Source organism: Paenarthrobacter sp. FR1, assembly GCF_051106045.1.
GTDB classification, from domain to species: Bacteria; Actinomycetota; Actinomycetes; order Actinomycetales; family Micrococcaceae; genus Arthrobacter; species Arthrobacter nitroguajacolicus_A.
In genome coordinates this window covers 739691-758884 of sequence record NZ_JBPFSF010000001.1, presented here as the reverse complement: position 1 = coordinate 758884, position 19194 = coordinate 739691, and the positions used below count along the sequence as shown (strand labels likewise).

Here is a 19194-nt window from a genome sequence, read left to right as displayed (position 1 = left end):
GTTTTCGTCAGGAAGCCACAGACCCTGACGAAACAAGTCGCGGAGTCTTCCACGCCCGGTCCGGAACCTTGCCGGTCACCAAGGCTACAGCGATCACCAACAGGACTAAGCCCCATGTGGCATTGGCAACGTCAAGTGCGGACCTCATCACCACTAACGGCGGGATGATGGCCAAGACTGTCCCGACTGCGATGCGCCACATGGCAGGCCGTTCAGCACCCGGTGCCAAAGCAGTGCTTGCAAGCTCCAGGCGAACAAGCGGCATGGAGACCAACAGCACCAGCGCCCAGGCCGCAACATAGAAGGCGGGCCGGCTGAGCCACCACTCGGCGCTCGCAGGCTCGGGGAATGGCAACCGCGGGAGCAGGGCGATGCCGAACATCGCGATGATCAGAGGCAGATGCCACAAGTAGATGGTCATGGCCCGGCTGCCCACAACGAACATCACCTTCTGCACCCAGCCAACGTGCACACAGCGCCGCAGCACCGGGTACGCGGCCTTCACCAGCAGGACATGTGCCAGGCCCACCAGGACCAGCGGGAACATGGGTGGGTTTTGGCTGGTCAGCATGTCCACGGGGTACGGGCCGGCATGAGTGAGCGGAACCAGGATGGCGTAGCAAGCGGCCGCGGCAACAGTCAGCTTCCATCGGGTGAACCGGTCGAAGAAACCGTCGGCGTAGAGGAACCCCAGCTGCTGCAGCAAGCCCCACACGAACACCATGTTCAGCAAGCCAATCGGGTTTGAGTCGAAGCCCCAAGGGTTGCGTTCCAAGCCCAAGCGAAGAACATCGACGACGACGGCGCCCGCGGCCAGCGCCGCGATGGTCCGGTACGGTGCCAGTTGGTGGAGCTTGGACATCGTAGGCACCATGGCCTGGCAGATCAGATAGGCGGCCAGGAACCACAGTTGAACACCGGCACCCGCAGCGATAACGGTCAGCAAGTCACCGGGGACGCCCGCCGCCGTCGCGCTCCATAACGCAATGGCGAGAAACGCGTACAAGGCGACCGTGGGTCGCACCAGTCGCAGCACCCGGTTTCTGAGGTAATCGCCTGCGTCGCCGCCCCTGCGCTGCAGGCTGCGCCACGAGGTCAACGAGGCAAAGCCGCCCACCACGAAGAAGAGTGGCATGACCTGCCCAAACCACGTGCCTTGGGCGAACCAATTCAGGGATGTCAGCGGATTTCCTACGCCGATCCCGGACTCATCCACGCTGATGCCCATCATGAGAAGGTGCACAGCCACTACCGCAAACATGCAGGCCACACGGATGAAGTCCACCACCAGGTCGCGGGATGCAGGGGCGCTGTTGGCGGAGCTGAGGTTAGGGCGGAGGGTGGAAGACATGGGAGCTCCTGGGATTTGCCATTGTTTATCCATCGAGTGGATTAACTGTAACTCACCAAGTGGCGTGGCGTCGACGTCTTGTTCAGAAAGGTTGCGGCTTTCGGGTCAGGAATAGCTGGCGGGGCGTAGCCTGAAAGGGAGGGCCCTCCTCGGTGCCCAGAGCGTTTGCCCCAGTGCATTCAGGTCCCACGAACCCACCCCAACAATGAACGGCAGCGCTGATCACTATGCACATCAGGGAATTTTGGAGTCAGCTTTCTCCGGACACGCAGCAGTGGCTTATCGACAATCCGGGCAGCATGATCGTGCCCCGAACAATGACGGCCATCTTCAATGGTGAAACAGGCGAACACGGAGCCGTGGATATCCACGGCGGCACGTTGCTCACTGCCGACGATCAGCTCTTCATCCAGGGGCAGGCTCGGGAGAATGCAGAGAGGACCGCGGAGGGTCCCAAGTTCTTCGATGCTGTGGGCCCCGAGGACTAAGCCCTCGTAGCTGCCGGTGGGCCCGCTAGCGCCGGCGGGCCCGCTAGCGCCGACGGGCCGCCAGCCCGAAAAGCCAGGTGCCACCAAGGGCTGAAAGGTATCCGGCGATCACAATGAACGCCGTGCCCGCCCAGAAGTAATCGATGGTGCTGTCCGCGCTCAGTCCCGGCATGACCTGCAGGAGCGAGTACCCGGCAACGGCGATCGCCACCACCAGGGCGGTAACGGTGAGCCATACCCATAGCCGGGAAGCGGCCCAATGCTCGCCGTAGCCTTTCCAAACATTCCAGCTGCTGCCCGTACGGAGGATGAGCCACCCGGCGGGAAGCATCACGGCACCCACCACCAGGAAGGCGGCCACGACGTCGGCCGGGCGGTGCCACTGGTTGATGAGCGTGGAAACGCCGGTGGCCACTGCGAAGGTACTGCCGAGGAATCCGGCCAAGGGGCGCCACCGTGGGGAAACCATCAGGAACACTGCGGCGGCAGCTGAAGCGGCGAGCGTTGTGTGCCCCGAGGGCAGCGAGTTGAGCTCGAGGGTCTGGACGCCGCGGTCAGGCCTGTCCGGGATGAGGAATTTGAGTACCTGCGTTGCTACGTTGGCCGCGATGCAGGCCACCACGGCGATGCCAGCGGCAGTCCAGCGTCGGCGCGCGACGGTCACGAAGAGCACCATGATGGCGGCGATTGCGAGGGAAAGCATGGGAAGCATGTCGAGGAAGTCCGTGGAGGCCCTTCCGGCAGTTCCGCCCAGCACTGTGGCTTCAACCAGTGCCGATTCGTCGATGAACTGACCGGCAGTAGTTCGCACAAAGAAGTAGTACGTCGCAGCCAGCCCTACCACGCTGGCGACCGTGGCCAGGCAGAAAAGGAAGCCTGTGCCGGCGCCGGGCTCGCGCTCTCGAAGCGGCCGTTTGCTCGACCTCCCGCTGGTGCGGAATTGCTGGGAACTCATTCTGTCAAGACTGCCACAGTTCTCTGGACGGCTCATGTGAGCGCCACCTTCGCGATCCGGGCCGTCGTGAGGCATACGCAACATTCCTGTGACGCTTGACACGTGTTAGGCGACGGGCATACGCTTCCTAACACGTGTTAGGGAAGGAAATCTACATGCCGGGAACCAATGGGGCTTTGCGTCAATTCACACGCAGAACCGCCCTCACAGCCCTCGGTGCCGGAATTGTTGGAGCAACCGCGGCGTCGTGGCCGCGTTTGACCGGGGCCGACATTCCAGGCCGGGGAGACAACAGCCTCAGCATCGCCATTATGGGCACCGCCGCGGATGCCGCAGCCCGCCAGAAGGTCATCGACGCCTTCGCAAAGGTCCACCCAGAGATCAAGGTCAAGGTCCAGGCCATCCAGGCCGTGGACTGGAAGGACTTCTTCACCAAGATCCTCACCATGGTGGCAGCCGGCACTCCGCCGGACGTCGTGTACGTCGCAACCGAAGGCGCCCAGCTGTTCGCCGAGAAGTTGGCACACCCGCTGGACGAGTACCTGCGCCGCGATGCCGACCACATGAAGGAGTACTTCGCGGACGTCCACCCCAGCCTGGTGGAAGCGTTCATGTACAAAGGCAGCCTGTTCCAGCTCCCCATCGACTGGAACGCCGCCAACATGTATTACAACACCGAATCACTCAGGCAAGCTGGCTTGGAGCGACCGGCCGACAACTGGACGCACACCGACTTCCGCAGCACCCTCGCCGCCATGAAGAAGGCAAACCCCAAAGACTTCACGCCGTACTACTGGACCAACCGTCTCTTCGGCGGCGTGGTGCCTTGGCTCTACGCCAACGACACCAGCTTCCTCAAGGAAACCAAATCCCCGGGCGGCGAATGGTTATGGGACGGCTTCTACGCCAACGACCCCTCACGCAGCCTCCGCTCCGGTGGCTACCAGTGGCTGGAACCCAACGCCGATGACCCCAGAGTCTTCGAATCCTTCGACTACCTCCGCGGACTCGTCAAGGACGGCCTTGGCGTCCGGCCCGAGGAAGGTGGCGGCAGCGCACTGATCGGCCTCTTCGCCTCCAACAGGATAGGTACGACGCCGGCAGGCGGCTATTGGGTGCAAGGCCTCCATGAAGCGGGGATGACAGAGGACGGCTTCGACGTCCAGTTCTTCCCCAAATGGCGGACCCAGCGGCACCAGTTCGGCACGGCAGGCTACGCGATCATGAAGACCGCCAAGGACAAGGATGCCGCCTGGGAATGGGTGAAGTTCAGCTCAAGCCTGGAGGCCATGCAGATCGTATTCCCCACACCGAACACCACCCCTGCCCGCCGCTCCATGGTCAACGAGCAGCTCTACGCGGGAACAGGCCCACGGAACTGGAAAGTCTTCTACGACACCTTGGACCGGTTCCCCACCACAGGTCCCATTCCGGCGCCACCCCAGCAGGCCGCCGTCGAGACCGCCCTCATGAAGAACGTCAGCCTGGCTGTCAGCGGCGACGAGCGCCAACTCAAGGACGCTCTCAGCTCCATGCAGCGCGATCTTGAACTTGCCTTGAGGAGGCAGCCATGAGTACCGCAACCAGTACCCCCACCGGGACGGGGAGCGAGCCGGGGCGAAAGCCCGCGCATCAGGGCAGCTCCACCTCCAAGCGTGGCCGCGTCCAGCAACGGTGGCTGCCGTGGGCCTTCCTCGCTCCCACCATCGTGGGCATGGGCATCTTCACCCTGCTCCCGATCGTGGCCTCGATCGCGCTGGCGTTCTTCCGCTGGGACATCATCTCGGCGCCGACGTTCGTGGGCTTCGACAACTTCGCCGAGGTGGTCCAGGACCCGACCGTGAGGGTGTCGTTCCTGAACACCATCGTGTTTGTGGTGGTGGCAGTAGCGCTCCAGCTAGGACTGGCGCTCGGCTTGGCGATCATGGTGCAGGAAAAGCTCCCGGCCTGGCTCCGGGTGTTCTTCCGCTCGGCGTTCTTCTTCCCGCTGATCCTCTCCGCAGCCTCGGTATCGATCTTCATGCGCTACCTCTTCAACGAGCAGTTCGGCGTCGTGAACTGGTTGCTGTCCATCGTTGGCATCCCAGCGGTCCCGTGGCTGACGACGCCAGGCGGGTCTGCCGCCGTCGTGATTCTTGTCTATGTGTGGCAGAACTTCGGGTTCTCGTTCCTGCTGTTCATCGGCGGGCTGGCCTCCATTCCGGTGGAGACGTACGAGGCCGCGTCCATTGACGGCGCCACGGGTTGGCGTAAGCACTGGTTCGTCACCCTGCCCCTGCTGAGCCCCACCACCCTGGTGGCCTCGGTCATGGCCATCATCAACGCGCTCCAAGTGTTCGACCAGCCCTACGTCCTCACCCGCGGCGGGCCCGGCGACTCAACGCGCACAGCGGTGATGGTGATCTTCGAGTCCGCCTTCCAACGGCTCGAGTTCGGCCAGGCCTCGGCGATCGGCGTGATCCTGACGCTCATCATCATGGCCATCACCGCCGCGCAGTTCCGGCTCAGCAAACGATTCGTCTTCTACCAGTAAGGCCCGCCATGACCATCATTCAAGAACGTGTCACCACCACGGCGCCCGTAGTTACACGGAAGAAGCGCGACTGGTCAGTGGCCGTCCGCGTCGTCGTCTTGCTGATCGCATCCGTCTTTGTCCTGGGCCCGGTGTTGTGGACGCTGTCCACGTCGCTGCGTCCGCCGTCGGAATCCTTCCAGCTGCCGCCTGCATTCCTGCCGCTGAACCCGGACCTGACCTCCTACGAGCAAGTGTTCAAGCAGCTCAACATCGTGGCGCTCGTAGTGAACAGTGCACTGGTGACCGGGCTGATCGCAGTGGGGCAGATGCTGACGGCAGCGTTGGCCGGCTACGCCTTCGCCCACCTGAAGTTCCGCGGCCGGGGCGCGCTGTTCTCGATCGTGCTGGCCACCATGATGGTCCCCGCGCAGGTGACGATCGTTCCCGTCTTCATGCTGATCCGGGGCGTGGGCCTGTCCGACACGCTGCTGGCACTGATCATTCCGGCCATCCCGACGGCGTTCGGCACCTTCCTGATGCGCCAGTACTTCATGGGGTTGCCCGGCGAGCTCGCCGAAGCGGCAGCGATCGATGGAGCCTCGCCGTGGCGGACGTTCCGTTCCGTATACGCGCCGCTGGCCATGCCTGGCCTGGCCATCGTGGGCATCCTGGCGTTCAACTTCCACTGGAACGAGTTCTTCAGGCCACTCATCATGACCATCTCCGAACAGAACTTCACGCTGCCACTGGGGTTGGTCTCGCTCCAAGGCAACCTGGGCACCGGAAGCATCTCAGTGGTGCTGGCCGGAGTTGTCCTCTCCATGATTCCCGCGCTGGTGGTGTTCATGTTCGGCCAGCGTGCACTGCAGGACGGACTCACCGCAGGCACCGGCAAGTAGTTTTATCTCTTCTTTCTGAAAGGGGTTCCGTTGACGGACCTTGCACTTATTGATTCACTCGCTTCCGCCGCCACACACCCGGATCCCGCCTTCCCACGCTTCCACCCCCGTCCGGCACAGGGATGGATCAACGACCCCAACGGCGTCAGCTACATCAACGGCCGCTACCACGTGTTCTTCCAGTACAACCCGGACTCCGCCAGGCATACCCAGATCCAGTGGGGACACGTGAGCTCCCCGGACCTGGTCCAGTGGGAGGAGCACCCCGTGGCGCTTTCGCCGCAGCCAGGCGGGCCCGACTCCGCCGGGTGCTGGACCGGTGTTGTGACCTCTGATGGTGGCGTCCCGACGGCGGCGTACTCGGGCGTGAAGGATCACGGCGGGCACTCGCAGGTGGTCATTGCCCGCGGTTCCTCTGACTTGGTGACGTGGGAGCAGGACGGCCACGTGGCGGCGTCGATGCCTGAAGATCCGTTGGTGACTGCGGTCCGCGACCCTTTCATCTTCCGCTTTAACGGTGCTCGATATGCCATGCAGGGTGCCGGTCTGGCTGATGGGCGCGCTGCGCTGTTGCTCTACACCGTGGAGGACCTGAACGATTGGAAGTACCAGGGCATCTGGCTGACCACTGCTGATCCCGTGGCGGCGGTTCATACACCGGCTGAGATCTGGGAGTGCCCGCAACTGGTGCAGGTGCCTTCTGGTGAATGGGTCATGATGTTTTCGCTGTGGCTCTCCGGAGACGATCATGAACACGCCAACGGAGTGGGGCACCTGATCGGCTCCCTGTCCGCGGATCCCGTCTCAGGGCTGCCCGTGTTCGTGCCGACCTCCGGTGGGAAGTCCGATCTGGGACGCGACTTCTACGCCCCGCAGATCGTACAGCTTGAGTCCGGTTCTACGCCCGCTGCGTTGCTGTGGGGCTGGGCCAACGAAGGTCCCGGACGTGACGGCCGCCGCGGCCGCAGCCAGGAAGAAATCGACGACGCCGGATGGGCGGGCGTGTTGACGCATCCTCGCGTTTTGTCCGTGGTTGACGGTGCGCTGGCTGTTTCTCCTGCGCCGGCGGTGGAGGCGTACCGGGGTGCTTCCGTGGCTTCGGATGCTGCTGGTTCGATTGTTGTTCCGGGGTTCGCCGAGGTGCTGGTTCGGGGTGCCGGCTCCGGCCCTGTGGACCTGGTCCTCGGTGCGGGGGACGACGCGCAGGTGGTCTACTCCGGTTCCCTGGCTGCGGGGGAGGAGCTGCGGATTTTCATCGATGCATCCCTCGTGGAGGTCTACCGTGCCGGCGGCGTGGCGAAGACGCTCCGGGCCTACCCTGCTCCGGGCGAGGAATGGCAGCTCACGTTGCCCGCCGGCGCGACTGCCGACGTGTGGGAGTTGGCGCTCCCCGCTTAGGCGGCAGGCCGGCGTCGTGCGCTTTTGTGCGTGGGTGCTGGCTAGAGACGTTGGAAACCCGCTATTCCGTTGCCGGCCAGCAACGGAACAGCGGGTTTGCGACGTTCAAGACCTAGCGCGTGGGCACCGGGCCGGTCGATTCACGGGTGACAAGGCGGCAGGGGACCATCGTCTCAACAGTGGTCCCCGTTGCTGTCCCATCGTTTCCTTCGATGGCGTCCAGCAACGTGGTCATGGCGGCGCGGCCAATCTCGCGCAGGGGCAACGCCATGGTGGTGAGGGCCGGGACCATGGTGTCGGCGATTCGGGCTTCGTCGTCGTAGCCCATGATGGACAGGTCTTCGGGGACACGAAGGCCCAAACGAGCGGCGGCAAGGGCCACGCCGACGGCAAGGCGATCGTTCGCGCACATGATGGCCGTGGGGCGCTCAGCCGGGGATACGTCGTCGAGCAGTTTCATGGCGCCGTGGAAGCCGGCATCGATGTCCCAGCCAATCATGAAGATCCGACCCTCGCTGGCCTTGAGTCCGGCAGAGGTGTGGGCGTCCCGGTAACCCTGGACACGCAGCGGAGCCGCAGGGGAATCCTCCGAACCGGCAAGCAGGGCGATGTCCCGGTGACCCAACGTCAGCAGATGCTCGGTGGCTTCGCGGCCGCCGGTGACCTCATCCGGGATGACGTGGTGCAACTGCGGCTGGGGGCGGGCGTCATAGCAGTTGGCCAGGACCGAGGGTACCCGGAGCATGCCCTGCGGAACATCAATCGGCTTCAGGCCCACGGTCACGTACATGAGCCCATCTACCTGCCTGTCCAGGAGTGTCTCGATAGCGCTCGCATCCCTGGCGGTATCGCGTTCGGTGTCCATCACGACCGTGACGAAACCGCGGCTTCGGGCGATGTCGTCCGCTCCTCCGATGATGTTGCCGTCGAAGGGGCTGACCACCACCTCGTCGGACAGGATCCCGATGACCCGTGAACGCTGGTTCCGCAGGCTGAGCGCGATGGCGTTAGGGGAGTAGTTCAGTTCCACCGCCGCGGCCCGGATCCGGTCCTGGCTCTCCTTGGCCACATTGCCATCGCCACGGCCATTCAGCACCAGCGAGACCGCGCTCCTGGAGACTCCGGCTCTCTTGGCGACGTCCAGTGCAGTGGCCTTGCGGTTCATGGGCTTCCTCTCCTGCCGGTTACTCAGCAGTCTACCTAACGCGTGTGAGGGTTCTACGGGCTGTCACGTGGAGACGGAGTAGCCAAAGGAGGACATCATGGACTGCATCAGGTTGGACGTCCAGATGCCCGCAATCACCATGCTGACGACGAAGACGGCGATGGTGGCCCATACAGGCCACAGTCCACGCTTCTGGGCGACCTTCTGCACAATCACCGATCGGCCGATCACGTAGACAAACGCGCTCAGGAACGCCCAGGCCCAATGGAAGGGACGCACGACGCCGGACTTCAACAGCCGCTGATGGTCCAGATATGCGAAGAATACCGACAGGCCGTAGATCACAAAGCTCGAGACCATCAGAAGGAAGTAACCCGGCGTGTAGATGGACAAGGGGTCCACCGTGGTGACGCCTTGCCGTGTGGTGACCATCCGGAATTCCGGTTGCCAGGTGAGCATGAATACAAGCGAGACCAACGGCAACAACGTGATGGCCCAAATGAAGGGGTTGTACACCGGTGTTTGCGGGCTGATCTCAGTGCGTGGAGGCTGGAATGCCGGCTGGTACTGGGCCTGCCGTGGAGCTTGGTTGGCCGTCCATGCGTGCCCGTCCCACCAGCGGACAAATCGCGGGTCCGAAGGATCCGGGTACCAGCCGGGAGGTGTTGTTGAACCGGGCGTTGATTGAGTCATATCTCCCCCACATTGAGTCGTGATTCTGAGAATATCGCGATTGAGCTCTCTCGGTTGTCAGAAGCCCCTCCCCAGCCCTCATCCAGCGGTGTAAGGATGGAGCATGACCTTCTTCGACGACCTCCCTGAGCCGCCTGCGCGGCCACGTCAACCGCAGCCGATCCGGCCCGGATGGTTCGGGCCGCCGTCGGATGAACTCCCGGGCATCGCGCCGGGCGGTTTCGTGCACCGCGGCGCCAACTCGGTGGTGGCTCTGAAGCTCGTGGAGGTGTACTCCACGGGGTGCCTGTTGGACCTGGCGTGGTCCATCCGGCGAAGCGACGAATCGGACCAGGAGTGGCGGGACATCCAGGAGAACAGCTTCAGTCGCCCGGGCCTGCCGGGAATCATGATCGGGGTAGGCCTGGCTGATGGGCGGAAGGCCATCGCAGCCCATCCCACGCCCTCCATGTTTGAGGATACCGACGACGTATCAGGGCCAGTGCTGACCCATCGCGGAGGAGGCGGCGGCAGCGCGGGCGATGAACAAGTGGAGGGCTCCGCCCAATACTGGCTGTGGCCGTTGCCGGTGGAGGGAGACACCACACTCGTTGCCAAGTGGGACGACCTCGGAGTGCCGGAGAGCTCGATGACTGTGTCCGGTGAACAGCTGGGCAACGCGCTGGGACACGTGCGCCGGTACTGGTCCGAATAAGTTTCCACATAGCAGGATTAGCCAGGATTTGGCCTGCGGAGCCGCCGGTACAGTGGCACTATGCCTGCTCTTCCCTCCCTTGAAGAACTCCTCGATTCCGCCCACGTCGTCTCGCTGCCCATGCGCGTGAAGTTCCGCGGCATCATGGAGCGCGAGACGCTGCTTCTCCGCGGACCGCGCGGCTGGGGCGAATTCTGCCCCTTCCCGGAATACGACGACGACGAATCCTCCCGCTGGCTGGCCGCCGCTTTGGAAGCCGGCTGGCTTGGCTTTCCTCCAGCCCTGCGTGACAGCATCCCGGTCAACGCAACGGTCCCCGCCGTCCCCGCCCACCGCGTTCCTGATGTGCTTGCCCGCTTTGGGCGGGTAGATGCGGTCAAGATCAAGGTCGCCGAACACGGTCAGGAACTGTCGGACGACATCGCGCGGGTGACCGCCGTTCGCGAGGCCCTGCCCGAGGCCGCCATCCGGGTGGACGCCAATGGCGGTTGGGATGTGGACCAGGCAGTGGAGGCGCTGGGCAAGCTCTCAGCATTCGGGCTGGAGTACGCAGAGCAACCTGTTCCGACCATCGACGGCTTGGCTGAGGTCCGCCGTCGGCTTGCTGCTGCTGGAACACCGGTCCTGATCGCCGCCGACGAAAGTGTTCGCAAGGAGGACGATCCCCTTCGCGTGGCACGGGCAGGCGCCGCGGACCTCATCGTGGTCAAGGTGGCCCCGCTCGGGGGAGTGCGGCGTGCCCTGAACATCGTCCAGCAGGCCGGGCTGCCCGCCGTCGTCAGTTCAGCCCTGGATACGTCGGTAGGTATTCGTGCCGGACTGGCGCTCGCAGCTGCCCTGCCGTCGCTTCCATATGCCTGCGGCCTGGGCACCGTTTCGCTGTTCGCCTCAGACATCACCCTCGACCCTTTGGTGGCCGACGACGGCGCCATCCAGTTGCGCGACTCACACGCCGATGCCGGGCTGCTTGAACAGTACGCAGCCTCCGGGGAGCGTCGGGATTGGTGGCTGGAGCGGCTCCGGCGGGTACATGCCGTCCTGGCGCAGAACCAGCACGGTTTGTTCACCGGGTCTTAACCAGAGCGACCTCTCAGATTCGGATTCCGCTGAAAGGCTCAGCGGGAACCTCGTACACACTCTGGAAGGTCCCCCCATGTCAGAAACCACCGGACGCACGTTTGCCCTGCTCCCCATGCTCGGCCACACAAAGGGCAAGCGCAGCCCCGTGACGTGCGCCTTGAAGTGCGACAACGCCTGCTCGGGCGACGTCTGCAACACCAGCTCCAACGGCTACTTCCGCGACATCGCCTCCACCGCAATGTCCCGCCGCGCCGCCCTGGGACTTGGCGCCGCCGGTGCGCTCGCCGTCGTGCTCGGTGGTGCAGTAACGGGAGCCGACACCGCGGTTGCCGACTCAGGCAACGGACTGTCTGACGCTGCGAAGAAGGGCTTCGACAAATCCAAGCTCAAGTTCACGGCCATCAAGCCGGTGGACGCGGCCGTTGATGCTTTCACGGTTCCCGAAGGCTTCGACTGGAAGCCCATCATCCGTTGGGGCGACCCCCTGTTCGCCGATTCACCGGCCTTCGACCTCAACGCCCAAACCGCCGCAGCTCAGGCCCGCCAGTTCGGCTACAACAACGACTACACGGACATCCTGCCCATCCCGGGCTCCAAGGACCGCCGTGCGGTGCTCTTCACCAACCACGAGTACACCAACGAGAACATCATGCTCCCGGTAGGCTTCGACGCGGCCGAGGCACGTGCCATCGGACGTGCCGGGCATGGCCTGGCTGTGGTGGAACTCGAGCGTAAGAACAAGAACAAGCCGTGGAGCTACGTCCAGGGTGCACCCCTGAACCGCCGCTTCCTCACGGACACTGTCTACGAGCTGACCGGACCTGCCGCCGGCACCAACCTGGTCAAGACCATCGACGACCCCGCCGGCCGCTGGATCAAGGGCACGCTGGGCAACTGCTCCGGCGGAACCACGCCCTGGGGCACCATCCTCTCCGGCGAAGAGAACTTCAACGGCTACTTCGCAGCTCCGGGCACCAGCGACGGAGACAAGCGCTACGGCATCACGGCCAACCCCACCTCCCGCAAGTGGGAGCTCGACGAGCCGCGCTTCGATACTCGCAACGCCGGTTACGCCAACGAGACCAACCGCTTCGGCTGGATGGTGGAAGTCGACCCGTTCGACCCCACCTCTACGCCTAAGAAGCACTCGGCCATGGGTCGCTTCAAGCACGAGGGCGCCAACGTCATCGTGGCTCCGTCCGGCAGGGTTGTTGCTTACATGGGCGACGACGAGCGTTTCGACTACCTCTACAAGTTCGTCTCCAAGGGCAAGTACCAGCCCGGTGACTCCAAGGCCGCCCGCAAGAACAACATGGGCCTGCTCTCCGAAGGCGACCTCTACGTGGCCAAGTTCACCGGTGATTCACCGGCCGACATCGACGGGACCGGCAAGCTCCCCGTCGATGGCGCGTTTGACGGCACCGGCGAATGGCTGCCCCTGGTGGTCAACGGCACCTCGGCCGTTCCGGGGATGACGGTGCCCGAGGTCCTGGTCTACACCCGCCTGGCAGCCGACAAAGTTGGCCCCACCAAGATGGACCGCTGCGAAGACGTTGAGCCCAACCCGCGTACCGGCAAGGTCTATGTTGCGTGCACCAACAACTCGGACCGCGGCAAGCCCGGCAAGGAAGGCGCCACGGAGGTCAACCCCCGCACGCTCAACCGCGATGGACACATCGTGGAGATCACCGAGGGCAAGGAACAGACGGGCACCAAGTTCAACTGGAACCTCCTCTTGGTGGCCGGTGACCCGGCCAAGAACAACTCCACGTACTTTGCCGGGTTCCCCAAGGACAAGGTCTCGCCCATCTCCTGCCCGGACAACGTGGCCTTCGACTCGGCCGGCAACCTCTGGATCTCCACCGACGGAGCCCCCTCCACCATTGGTTACGCCGACGGCCTGTTCAAGGTCACGCTCGAGGGCAGGGACCGCGGCAAGGTGGAGCAGTTCCTGGCCGTACCCCGTGACGCTGAAACCTGTGGCCCCATCATCCACGACGAAGAGCGGACCGTATTCGTCGCCGTACAGCACCCGGGCGAAGACGGCTCGTTCGCTGCTCAGAACTCGTTCTTCCCGGACTACGTTCCGGCTGGAGCCACTCCCGCCGCGGGTGCGGCGAGGGCCCCGCGGCCGTCGATCGTGCAGGTCTTCCGGAAGTAGTCTGCTCTGACGAATGCTCCCCTACCCGGTTCCTTGGGCGGGGGAGTTTTTCGTCTCCCCGGCCCTCTCTCACGTCCCGCGGGTTTCTCCCCGACGCTCTCTCACGTCCCGCGGGTTTCTCCCCGGCCCTCTCTCACGTCCCGCGGGTTTCTCCCCGGCCCTCTCTCACGTCCCGCGGGTTTGGCCCTGACGCTCTCTCACGTCCCGCTTGCTGGGGGTGGGATGTGAGTGAGGGTCCGTGGTGTGGGGGTGGGATGTGAGTGAGGGTCCGTGGTGTGGGGTGGGATGTGAGAGAGCGTTGGGGGTCGGTGGGCGCCAATAGACTGGAGCGGTGACTTCACAGGACTCTCTGACATCCATCGCCGCCGCCCGGATTGCCGTGACGGCACTGCTCGACGGCGGTGTGCGGCACGTGGTGGTGGCGCCGGGTTCGCGGTCGGCGCCCGTGGCCTACGCCTTGGCCGAAGCTGAAGCTGCGGGGCGCGTCCACCTGCACGTCCGGATCGACGAACGGGATGCCGGGTTCACGGCTTTGGGCCTTGCACTCTCCACCGAGGCTCCCGTGGCCGTAGTGACCACGTCCGGTACGGCTGTTGGCAACCTGCTTCCCGCCGTCATGGAAGCCAATCACTCAGCCGTTCCCGTGGTGGTGATCTCCGCGGACCGGCCCGAAGAACTCCACGGAACCGGGGCGAACCAGACCACCATCCAACTGGACCTCTTCGGCGATCACGTACGCTTCGCCGTCGACGTCCCTGCCGGTGACCATCCGCAAAAGGCTGTTGCCACTGCGCTGTACGCCGCCACCGGCGCCCTTGAAGACACGCCGCCAGGTCCCGTCCAAGTGAACCTCGCCTTCCGCGATCCGCTGGTACCTGCTGACGGCGACGCCCTTCCGGCCGCTGCGGGACACGGCGTGTTCCATTACGACGCCGGTCCCCAGGCTTTGGATCTCCCGGCACCATCCAACGAACTCGCCGAGCGACGGACCGTTGTCCTCGCTGGCCATGACGCCGGACCGGTGGCCGAAGCCTTCGCCCGCGCCCACGGCCTTCCCCTGCTCGCAGAGCCGTCCTCCAACGCACGCTTCGGACCCAACGCGGTTGGCCCGTACCGGGTGTTGCTGGAGCACTTCGGTCCGGGTTCTCCGTCGCCCATCGAGCGCGTGGTCCTGTTCGGCCGGGCAACGCTGTCCCGCCCGGTGGCGTCGCTCCTGGCACGGGAGTCGGTGGAATCAGCCATCTATCAGCCCGTCCCGGTCGCTTGGTACGAGGCTGGCCGACGCCGCGAAATCCCCATCGAAACCCTCCCGCAACTCGCCGATTTCGCGGGACGCGGATCTGCGGAGTGGCTGGACTCCTGGCTCCTCGCTGGCGCCGCCGCCCAGCACGGCCTCGACGGAGTGCTGGCGGGGGAGGACGTTGCCAACGGTCCGTCCGTGGGTGCGACTGTCTGGGAACATGCCCGTGGGCAGCTGGTCCTCGGTTCTTCCAACGGCATTCGCGATGTGGATCTCGCCGGCCAACCGCACACCGAACCCATCGCCACGGTGTACGCCAACCGAGGCTTGGCCGGAATTGACGGCACCATCGCCACAGCCACCGGAATTGCTTTGGGCAGCGGACGTGAAACGACGGTCCTCTTGGGCGATGTCACCTTCCTGCACGACGCCGGTGGCCTGCTCCTGGGCCACGGCGAGCCAGTTCCGGACCTCCGCATCGTGGTCCTCAACGACTCCGGGGGTGCCATCTTCGGGCTCTTGGAACACGGTGCCGTGGAAGACTCGGGCACCTACGGGACCGCCGTCGAACGCCTCTTTGGTACCCCGCACTCAGTGGACATCGCGGCACTCGCTGCAGCGTACGGCGTCGGACACCAAGCGGTAAGTACGACGGCGGAACTCGCCAACGCACTCAAGTCGCCCCTGAAGGGACGCACCATTGTGGAGGTGCGCGTGGACCGGGCGGGCCTGCGGGCGCTCCATGCACGGATCAAGGCAGCCATCAACGCCGCAGTGGGCCAGGTCTTGACGGCCGGCTAGTCACCGCCGCGTTGCGCCGCGCACCTGTGCCACGGAAACCGGCGCGGGCCACGGAAACGGGCCAGTGCCGCGCAAATACGGGCGTCGTTAGCCCGTTTCCTGGGCACGGGGGAGTGTGCGTGGCCCGCGGTGGACTGTCCACATAAGCCAACTCTCCTCTCGAAACGCAGCAGCCTTCGGCAAAGACTGTTGCAATGCGAAGGCTACCCAAACTCATTCTCGCCAAGGACCTGTCCATCCTCGGAGGCGATTCCAGGCAGCTGTCCATGGATGCGAAGGCCGGAAAGCTCGTCCGCATCAGGCACGGTGTCTACGTCGATGCCCCTCAATGGCAGCAGTTGGAGAGCTGGGAAAGGTACGCCCTGAACGTAGAAGCGGCAGCCGAGTGCTTAGCGGCTCCGACCATCTTCTCGCATCACTCGGCGGCGTCGATTCACGGCATTCCCACTATCCTTCGCCGTCAGCCTGTTCATGCTCTGACCACTTACGCCGGAGGAGGCCGTTCGCGTGCGGGGGTGAGACGCCACTTAGTAGTCGCAGGAAGCGAACGGGCCCAGGAGGTCAAAGGATTCTTGGTCACGGACAGGGTCCGAACGGTGTTGGACATCGCAGCGTCGGTTCCGTTTGCCGAGGCCGTCGTCCCGGTGGATTTCCTGCTGAACAGAAAGCGAAACTCCCAGCCTGTGAGCAAGGAGCAACTCCTGGATGGCATCAGCGGGACGTACTCCAAAGCAGCGGTCAGGCGAATCACTGCGGCGGCGAATTTTGGTGCCGGAAACTCTGGTTCAGCAGGAGAGTCCTACGCCCGTGCCCTGATGCACGTCCTCGGATTCGAGATGCCTCAGCTGCAGTATGCGGTGAACACCACCAGGGGAACGGTATACACGGACTACTTCTGGAGGCGGGCCGGGCTGGTTGGAGAATTCGACGGCCGCGAAAAGTACATGAAGCCGGAGTACTTGCAGGGACGTACGCCTTCCCAGGTAGTGATCGAAGAAAAGGCCCGCGAAGACGCCATACGCGCCACCGGCCGAAGAGTGTTCCGGCTGGTGTGGAGCGACCTGACGGTGGGCAAGCTGGAACGGGCGCTGGAGGCAGCAGGGGTTCCCCGCCGTCGTCGTGCTTCTGCAGGCCACCCAAATTCGTAGGCGAACCGGAAACGGGAGGGCGACACCCAAATGTGGGTGTCTCCCTCCCGTTTCTGCGGCGCCAATCAATATGCGCGGCGCCAGCGAAAAGCTACGCTTCCTCGACGCCGATGTGCGTCGGGTCCAGGACTCGCCGCAGGAATTCCTTGGTGCGGGGCTGGGTGGGGGCGCTGATGACATTCTCAGCCGGCCCTTCCTCCACCACAACGCCGGCGTCCATGAAGACCACGCGGTCGGCAACTTCGCGGGCGAAGCCCATCTCGTGGGTCACCACCAGCATGGTCATGCCTTCCTGTGCCAGCTTGCGCATGACCGCCAGGACGTCGCCCACGGTTTCGGGGTCGAGGGCCGACGTGGGCTCATCGAAGAGCATCAGCTGCGGGTCCATGGACAGTGCACGGGCGATGGCCACGCGCTGCTGCTGGCCGCCGGAGAGCTGGTCCGGGAAGCGGTCCGCCAGGTGACCCAGGCCCACGCGTTCCAGGTTACGTCGTGCCACGTCGCCGGCCTCGGACTTGGACCGCTTGAGCACCTTCATCTGGGAGATGGTGCAGTTGTCCAGGACGCTGAGGTGCGGGAACAGGTTGAAGTGCTGGAACACCATTCCAACGCTCTGGCGCATCCGGTTGAGGTCTACGTCGGGGTCTGTGGCCTCGAACTTCCCTACGTTGATGGTGCCCGCGTTCGGCTGCTCCAGCAGGTTTACGCAGCGCAGGAGGGTGGACTTTCCGGAGCCCGAGGGCCCGATCAGGCAGACCACCTGTCCCGGTTCAACGGTCAGCGAGATGCCCTTGAGCACTTCGTTGTTGCCGTAGGACTTACGCAGGTCCTTGATGTTTACGCCCGCGGCGCGAACGGTGCTGTTTACGACGTCGTTCATGACTGCCTGCCTATCGCTTCGTCCGCGCGGAGCGGCTTTCGAACTTCCGTGCCAGAAGGCTCAACGGGATGGTGATGACCAGGTAGAAGGCGCCGGCCACGAGCAGCGGGGTGAGGCCTGCACCCAGGCTGGAGATGCCGTCGCGGCCAAACTTGGTGAGCTCGTACTGGGACGCGGTGAGGCCCAGGACGTAGATCAGTGAGGAGTCCTTGGTGAGCAGGATGATCTCGTTGGTCAGCGGCGGCAGGACGATCTTGAAAGCCTGGGGGATGACGATGGACACCATGGCCCGCCAGTGCGGCATGCCCAGCGAACGGGCGGCTTCCATCTGTCCCTTGGGCACAGCCTGGAGGCCTGCACGCAGGGTTTCAGCGATGTAGGCCGCAGCCACCATACCCAGCGACACCATCACGATGATGTTGACGTCCCACTGGATTCCGAAGGCCAGGGGAACGCCGTAGCCGAAAGCGATGAAGACCAGAAGGGCAGGAACGCCTCGGAAGAACTCGATGTATCCAGTGGCGAGCCAGCGGTACAGCGGGAACGAGGAGAGCTTCATCAGCGCGAGCAGGAGGCCGCCGGACAAGCCCACCACAAAGCCCAGGGCCGTATAAATGAGGGTGTTCTTGAGGCCCACCAGGAAGATGTCCGGGAACATCGGGCCGATCTTGGCGAAGTTGAAGACGCTGGTGCCAACCGTCTTCCAGTCCACGGCAATGATCACTGCGGCCACGGCCACAACGAAGATACCGGCCTGGACGTACAAACTGACTTTGGCTCGTTGACGTGCAGTCATTGCCATGGTGTTCTCACATTCATGTTGCGCAGGTGGGGCCCCGAAAGGACTGCCTCAACAGTTCGTTTCGGGGCCCGCCTGCGTGGATCTCGGGGGAGCCGGGGCTCGGACTACTTGGTGGCTTCGCCGAACCAGGTGGTCTCGAACTTCTTCAGTGAGCCGTCGTCGGTGATGCGCTTCAGGGTTGCGTTCACGGCATCGGCCATGGCGGTGTTGCCCTTCTTGATGGAGATGCCCAGCTTCTCGCCCGTTGCGTAGTCTTCAACGCGCTTGAGGTTGGAGTCGTCCTTGATGGCGTAGCCCAGGACGGACTGGTTGCCGATGGCGGCGTCAATGGTGCCGGCCTTGAGGGCCTGGACCAGGAGGCCGGAATCTTCGAACTGCTGTGCGTCGATTCCCTTGTCCTTGGCGTACTGGGCTCCGGTGGTGGCCTGCTGGACGCCCACCTTCTTGCCCTTGGCGCCGTCGATGTTGCTGATGCCGGAGGCAGATGTGGCCACGAGGGTCAGGTCGTCGTCCAAGTACGGGGTGGAGAAGTCCATGACGTTCTTGCGGACGTCGGTGATGGAGATGGAGGAGATGGAGACGTCGCAACCGGTCAGTGCGGTGCCGGTCTCGATGGCTTCGAAGGAGCTGTCCACCACATTGAGTTCAGCCTTGACGTCCTTGGCGAGCTCGGCAGCGATGTCCATGTCGAAGCCGACAATCTTGCCGTCCTTCTGGAATTCGAAGGGCTCGTAAGGAACATCGGAGCACACCGTGAGCTTGCCGGCGTTGATGAGCTTCAGGCCCGAGTCACCCGACGCGGCCGGGGTGGACGAGCCACCGCAGGCGGTGAGGGCCAGTGCGCCGGCGGCGAGCACGGCGGCAATCTTGGTGCCGGACATAACCGAACGGGAGATCTGCATGTTGTTTACCTTTTGTTGCAGT

Annotated in this window: 17 protein-coding genes; 10 read left to right on the top strand and 7 right to left on the bottom strand. The window is 64.1% G+C overall.

All coding sequences use genetic code 11. The features are described from left to right. Positions 1-7 precede the first annotated feature (7 nt). Positions 8-1351 carry an acyltransferase family protein gene (locus ACR30Z_RS03540; protein ID WP_434371230.1) on the bottom strand — a complete coding sequence of 448 codons (1344 nt, stop codon included), beginning with the start codon at positions 1349-1351 and terminating at the stop codon, positions 8-10. A gap of 317 nt (positions 1352-1668) precedes the next feature. Here ACR30Z_RS03540 and ACR30Z_RS03535 point away from each other — a divergent pair, with 317 nt between their 5' ends. Then, positions 1669-1839, top strand: coding sequence for a hypothetical protein (locus ACR30Z_RS03535; RefSeq protein WP_434371229.1), 171 nt, complete (start codon positions 1669-1671; stop codon positions 1837-1839). A gap of 43 nt (positions 1840-1882) precedes the next feature. Here ACR30Z_RS03535 and ACR30Z_RS03530 read toward each other — a convergent pair whose 3' ends face one another. Beyond that, the gene (locus tag ACR30Z_RS03530) at positions 1883-2794 is read right to left on the bottom strand and encodes a phosphatase PAP2 family protein (protein WP_434371228.1); all 912 of its coding nucleotides are present in this window, start codon (positions 2792-2794) and stop codon (positions 1883-1885) included. A 155-nt stretch (positions 2795-2949) separates the two neighbouring features. Here ACR30Z_RS03530 and ACR30Z_RS03525 point away from each other — a divergent pair, with 155 nt between their 5' ends. Genes ACR30Z_RS03525 through ACR30Z_RS03510 form a run of 4 tightly spaced genes read left to right on the top strand, consistent with a single transcriptional unit; the run spans position 2950 to position 7606 of the window. Beyond that, a complete protein-coding gene (locus tag ACR30Z_RS03525; RefSeq protein ID WP_434371227.1) occupies positions 2950-4368 on the top strand; it encodes an extracellular solute-binding protein in 1419 nt (472 codons plus the stop codon). Further along, a complete protein-coding gene (locus ACR30Z_RS03520) occupies positions 4365-5327 on the top strand; it encodes a carbohydrate ABC transporter permease (RefSeq protein WP_434371226.1) in 963 nt (320 codons plus the stop codon). Before ACR30Z_RS03525 ends, ACR30Z_RS03520 begins: the two co-directional genes overlap by 4 nt. A gap of 8 nt (positions 5328-5335) precedes the next feature. Next, complete coding sequence (locus ACR30Z_RS03515; protein WP_144650487.1) at positions 5336-6208, top strand: carbohydrate ABC transporter permease; 873 nt, start codon at positions 5336-5338, stop codon at positions 6206-6208. A 30-nt stretch (positions 6209-6238) separates the two neighbouring features. Continuing rightward, positions 6239-7606 carry a glycoside hydrolase family 32 protein gene (locus tag ACR30Z_RS03510; RefSeq protein ID WP_434371225.1) on the top strand — a complete coding sequence of 456 codons (1368 nt, stop codon included), beginning with the start codon at positions 6239-6241 and terminating at the stop codon, positions 7604-7606. Between the two features lie 112 nt (positions 7607-7718). Here the strand turns inward: ACR30Z_RS03510 and ACR30Z_RS03505 are convergent, their stop codons facing one another. Beyond that, on the bottom strand, positions 7719-8771 hold the full coding sequence (locus ACR30Z_RS03505) for a LacI family DNA-binding transcriptional regulator (protein ID WP_434371224.1): 1053 nt from the start codon (positions 8769-8771) through the stop codon (positions 7719-7721). Between the two features lie 63 nt (positions 8772-8834). Next, the gene (locus tag ACR30Z_RS03500) at positions 8835-9464 is read right to left on the bottom strand and encodes a DUF2510 domain-containing protein (RefSeq protein ID WP_434371223.1); all 630 of its coding nucleotides are present in this window, start codon (positions 9462-9464) and stop codon (positions 8835-8837) included. A gap of 103 nt (positions 9465-9567) precedes the next feature. Between ACR30Z_RS03500 and ACR30Z_RS03495 the strand changes: the two genes are divergently transcribed. The 5 genes from ACR30Z_RS03495 (at position 9568) to ACR30Z_RS03475 (ending at position 16588) form a co-directional block, all read left to right on the top strand. After that, a complete protein-coding gene (locus tag ACR30Z_RS03495) occupies positions 9568-10158 on the top strand; it encodes a hypothetical protein (RefSeq protein WP_434371222.1) in 591 nt (196 codons plus the stop codon). Positions 10159-10218: 60 nt separating this feature from the next. Beyond that, a complete protein-coding gene (locus ACR30Z_RS03490; RefSeq protein ID WP_434371221.1) occupies positions 10219-11235 on the top strand; it encodes an o-succinylbenzoate synthase in 1017 nt (338 codons plus the stop codon). Between the two features lie 76 nt (positions 11236-11311). Next, positions 11312-13399, top strand: coding sequence for a PhoX family protein (locus tag ACR30Z_RS03485; protein ID WP_434371220.1), 2088 nt, complete (start codon positions 11312-11314; stop codon positions 13397-13399). A 331-nt stretch (positions 13400-13730) separates the two neighbouring features. After that, positions 13731-15440: a 2-succinyl-5-enolpyruvyl-6-hydroxy-3-cyclohexene-1-carboxylic-acid synthase gene (gene menD / locus ACR30Z_RS03480; protein WP_434371219.1), complete on the top strand. Its 1710-nt coding sequence runs from the start codon at positions 13731-13733 to the stop codon at positions 15438-15440. 194 nt (positions 15441-15634) lie between these two features. After that, the gene (locus ACR30Z_RS03475) at positions 15635-16588 is read left to right on the top strand and encodes a hypothetical protein (RefSeq protein WP_434371218.1); all 954 of its coding nucleotides are present in this window, start codon (positions 15635-15637) and stop codon (positions 16586-16588) included. Between the two features lie 91 nt (positions 16589-16679). Here the strand turns inward: ACR30Z_RS03475 and ACR30Z_RS03470 are convergent, their stop codons facing one another. From ACR30Z_RS03470 to ACR30Z_RS03460, 3 genes are all read right to left on the bottom strand, one after another. After that, positions 16680-17468: an amino acid ABC transporter ATP-binding protein gene (locus tag ACR30Z_RS03470; protein WP_144650462.1), complete on the bottom strand. Its 789-nt coding sequence runs from the start codon at positions 17466-17468 to the stop codon at positions 16680-16682. Positions 17469-17478: 10 nt separating this feature from the next. Next, a complete protein-coding gene (locus tag ACR30Z_RS03465; protein WP_144650459.1) occupies positions 17479-18270 on the bottom strand; it encodes an amino acid ABC transporter permease in 792 nt (263 codons plus the stop codon). A 104-nt stretch (positions 18271-18374) separates the two neighbouring features. Further along, on the bottom strand, positions 18375-19172 hold the full coding sequence (locus ACR30Z_RS03460; RefSeq protein WP_144650456.1) for an ABC transporter substrate-binding protein: 798 nt from the start codon (positions 19170-19172) through the stop codon (positions 18375-18377). Positions 19173-19194: the final 22 nt, after the last annotated feature.

Excerpts from the sequence above, each read along its gene's own strand:
- ACR30Z_RS03540 (WP_434371230.1), bottom strand. The coding sequence starts at position 1,351 with ATGTCTTCCACCCTCCGCCCTAACCTCAGCTCCGCCAACAGCGCCCCT.
- ACR30Z_RS03535 (WP_434371229.1), top strand. The coding sequence starts at position 1,669 with ATGACGGCCATCTTCAATGGTGAAACAGGCGAACACGGAGCCGTGGAT.
- ACR30Z_RS03530 (WP_434371228.1), bottom strand. The coding sequence starts at position 2,794 with ATGAGTTCCCAGCAATTCCGCACCAGCGGGAGGTCGAGCAAACGGCCG.
- ACR30Z_RS03525 (WP_434371227.1), top strand. The coding sequence starts at position 2,950 with ATGCCGGGAACCAATGGGGCTTTGCGTCAATTCACACGCAGAACCGCC.
- ACR30Z_RS03520 (WP_434371226.1), top strand. The coding sequence starts at position 4,365 with ATGAGTACCGCAACCAGTACCCCCACCGGGACGGGGAGCGAGCCGGGG.
- ACR30Z_RS03515 (WP_144650487.1), top strand. The coding sequence starts at position 5,336 with ATGACCATCATTCAAGAACGTGTCACCACCACGGCGCCCGTAGTTACA.
- ACR30Z_RS03505 (WP_434371224.1), bottom strand. The coding sequence starts at position 8,771 with ATGAACCGCAAGGCCACTGCACTGGACGTCGCCAAGAGAGCCGGAGTC.
- ACR30Z_RS03500 (WP_434371223.1), bottom strand. The coding sequence starts at position 9,464 with ATGACTCAATCAACGCCCGGTTCAACAACACCTCCCGGCTGGTACCCG.
- ACR30Z_RS03495 (WP_434371222.1), top strand. The coding sequence starts at position 9,568 with ATGACCTTCTTCGACGACCTCCCTGAGCCGCCTGCGCGGCCACGTCAA.
- ACR30Z_RS03490 (WP_434371221.1), top strand. The coding sequence starts at position 10,219 with ATGCCTGCTCTTCCCTCCCTTGAAGAACTCCTCGATTCCGCCCACGTC.
- ACR30Z_RS03485 (WP_434371220.1), top strand. The coding sequence starts at position 11,312 with ATGTCAGAAACCACCGGACGCACGTTTGCCCTGCTCCCCATGCTCGGC.
- ACR30Z_RS03475 (WP_434371218.1), top strand. The coding sequence starts at position 15,635 with ATGCGAAGGCTACCCAAACTCATTCTCGCCAAGGACCTGTCCATCCTC.
- ACR30Z_RS03470 (WP_144650462.1), bottom strand. The coding sequence starts at position 17,468 with ATGAACGACGTCGTAAACAGCACCGTTCGCGCCGCGGGCGTAAACATC.
- ACR30Z_RS03465 (WP_144650459.1), bottom strand. The coding sequence starts at position 18,270 with ATGGCAATGACTGCACGTCAACGAGCCAAAGTCAGTTTGTACGTCCAG.
- ACR30Z_RS03460 (WP_144650456.1), bottom strand. The coding sequence starts at position 19,172 with ATGCAGATCTCCCGTTCGGTTATGTCCGGCACCAAGATTGCCGCCGTG.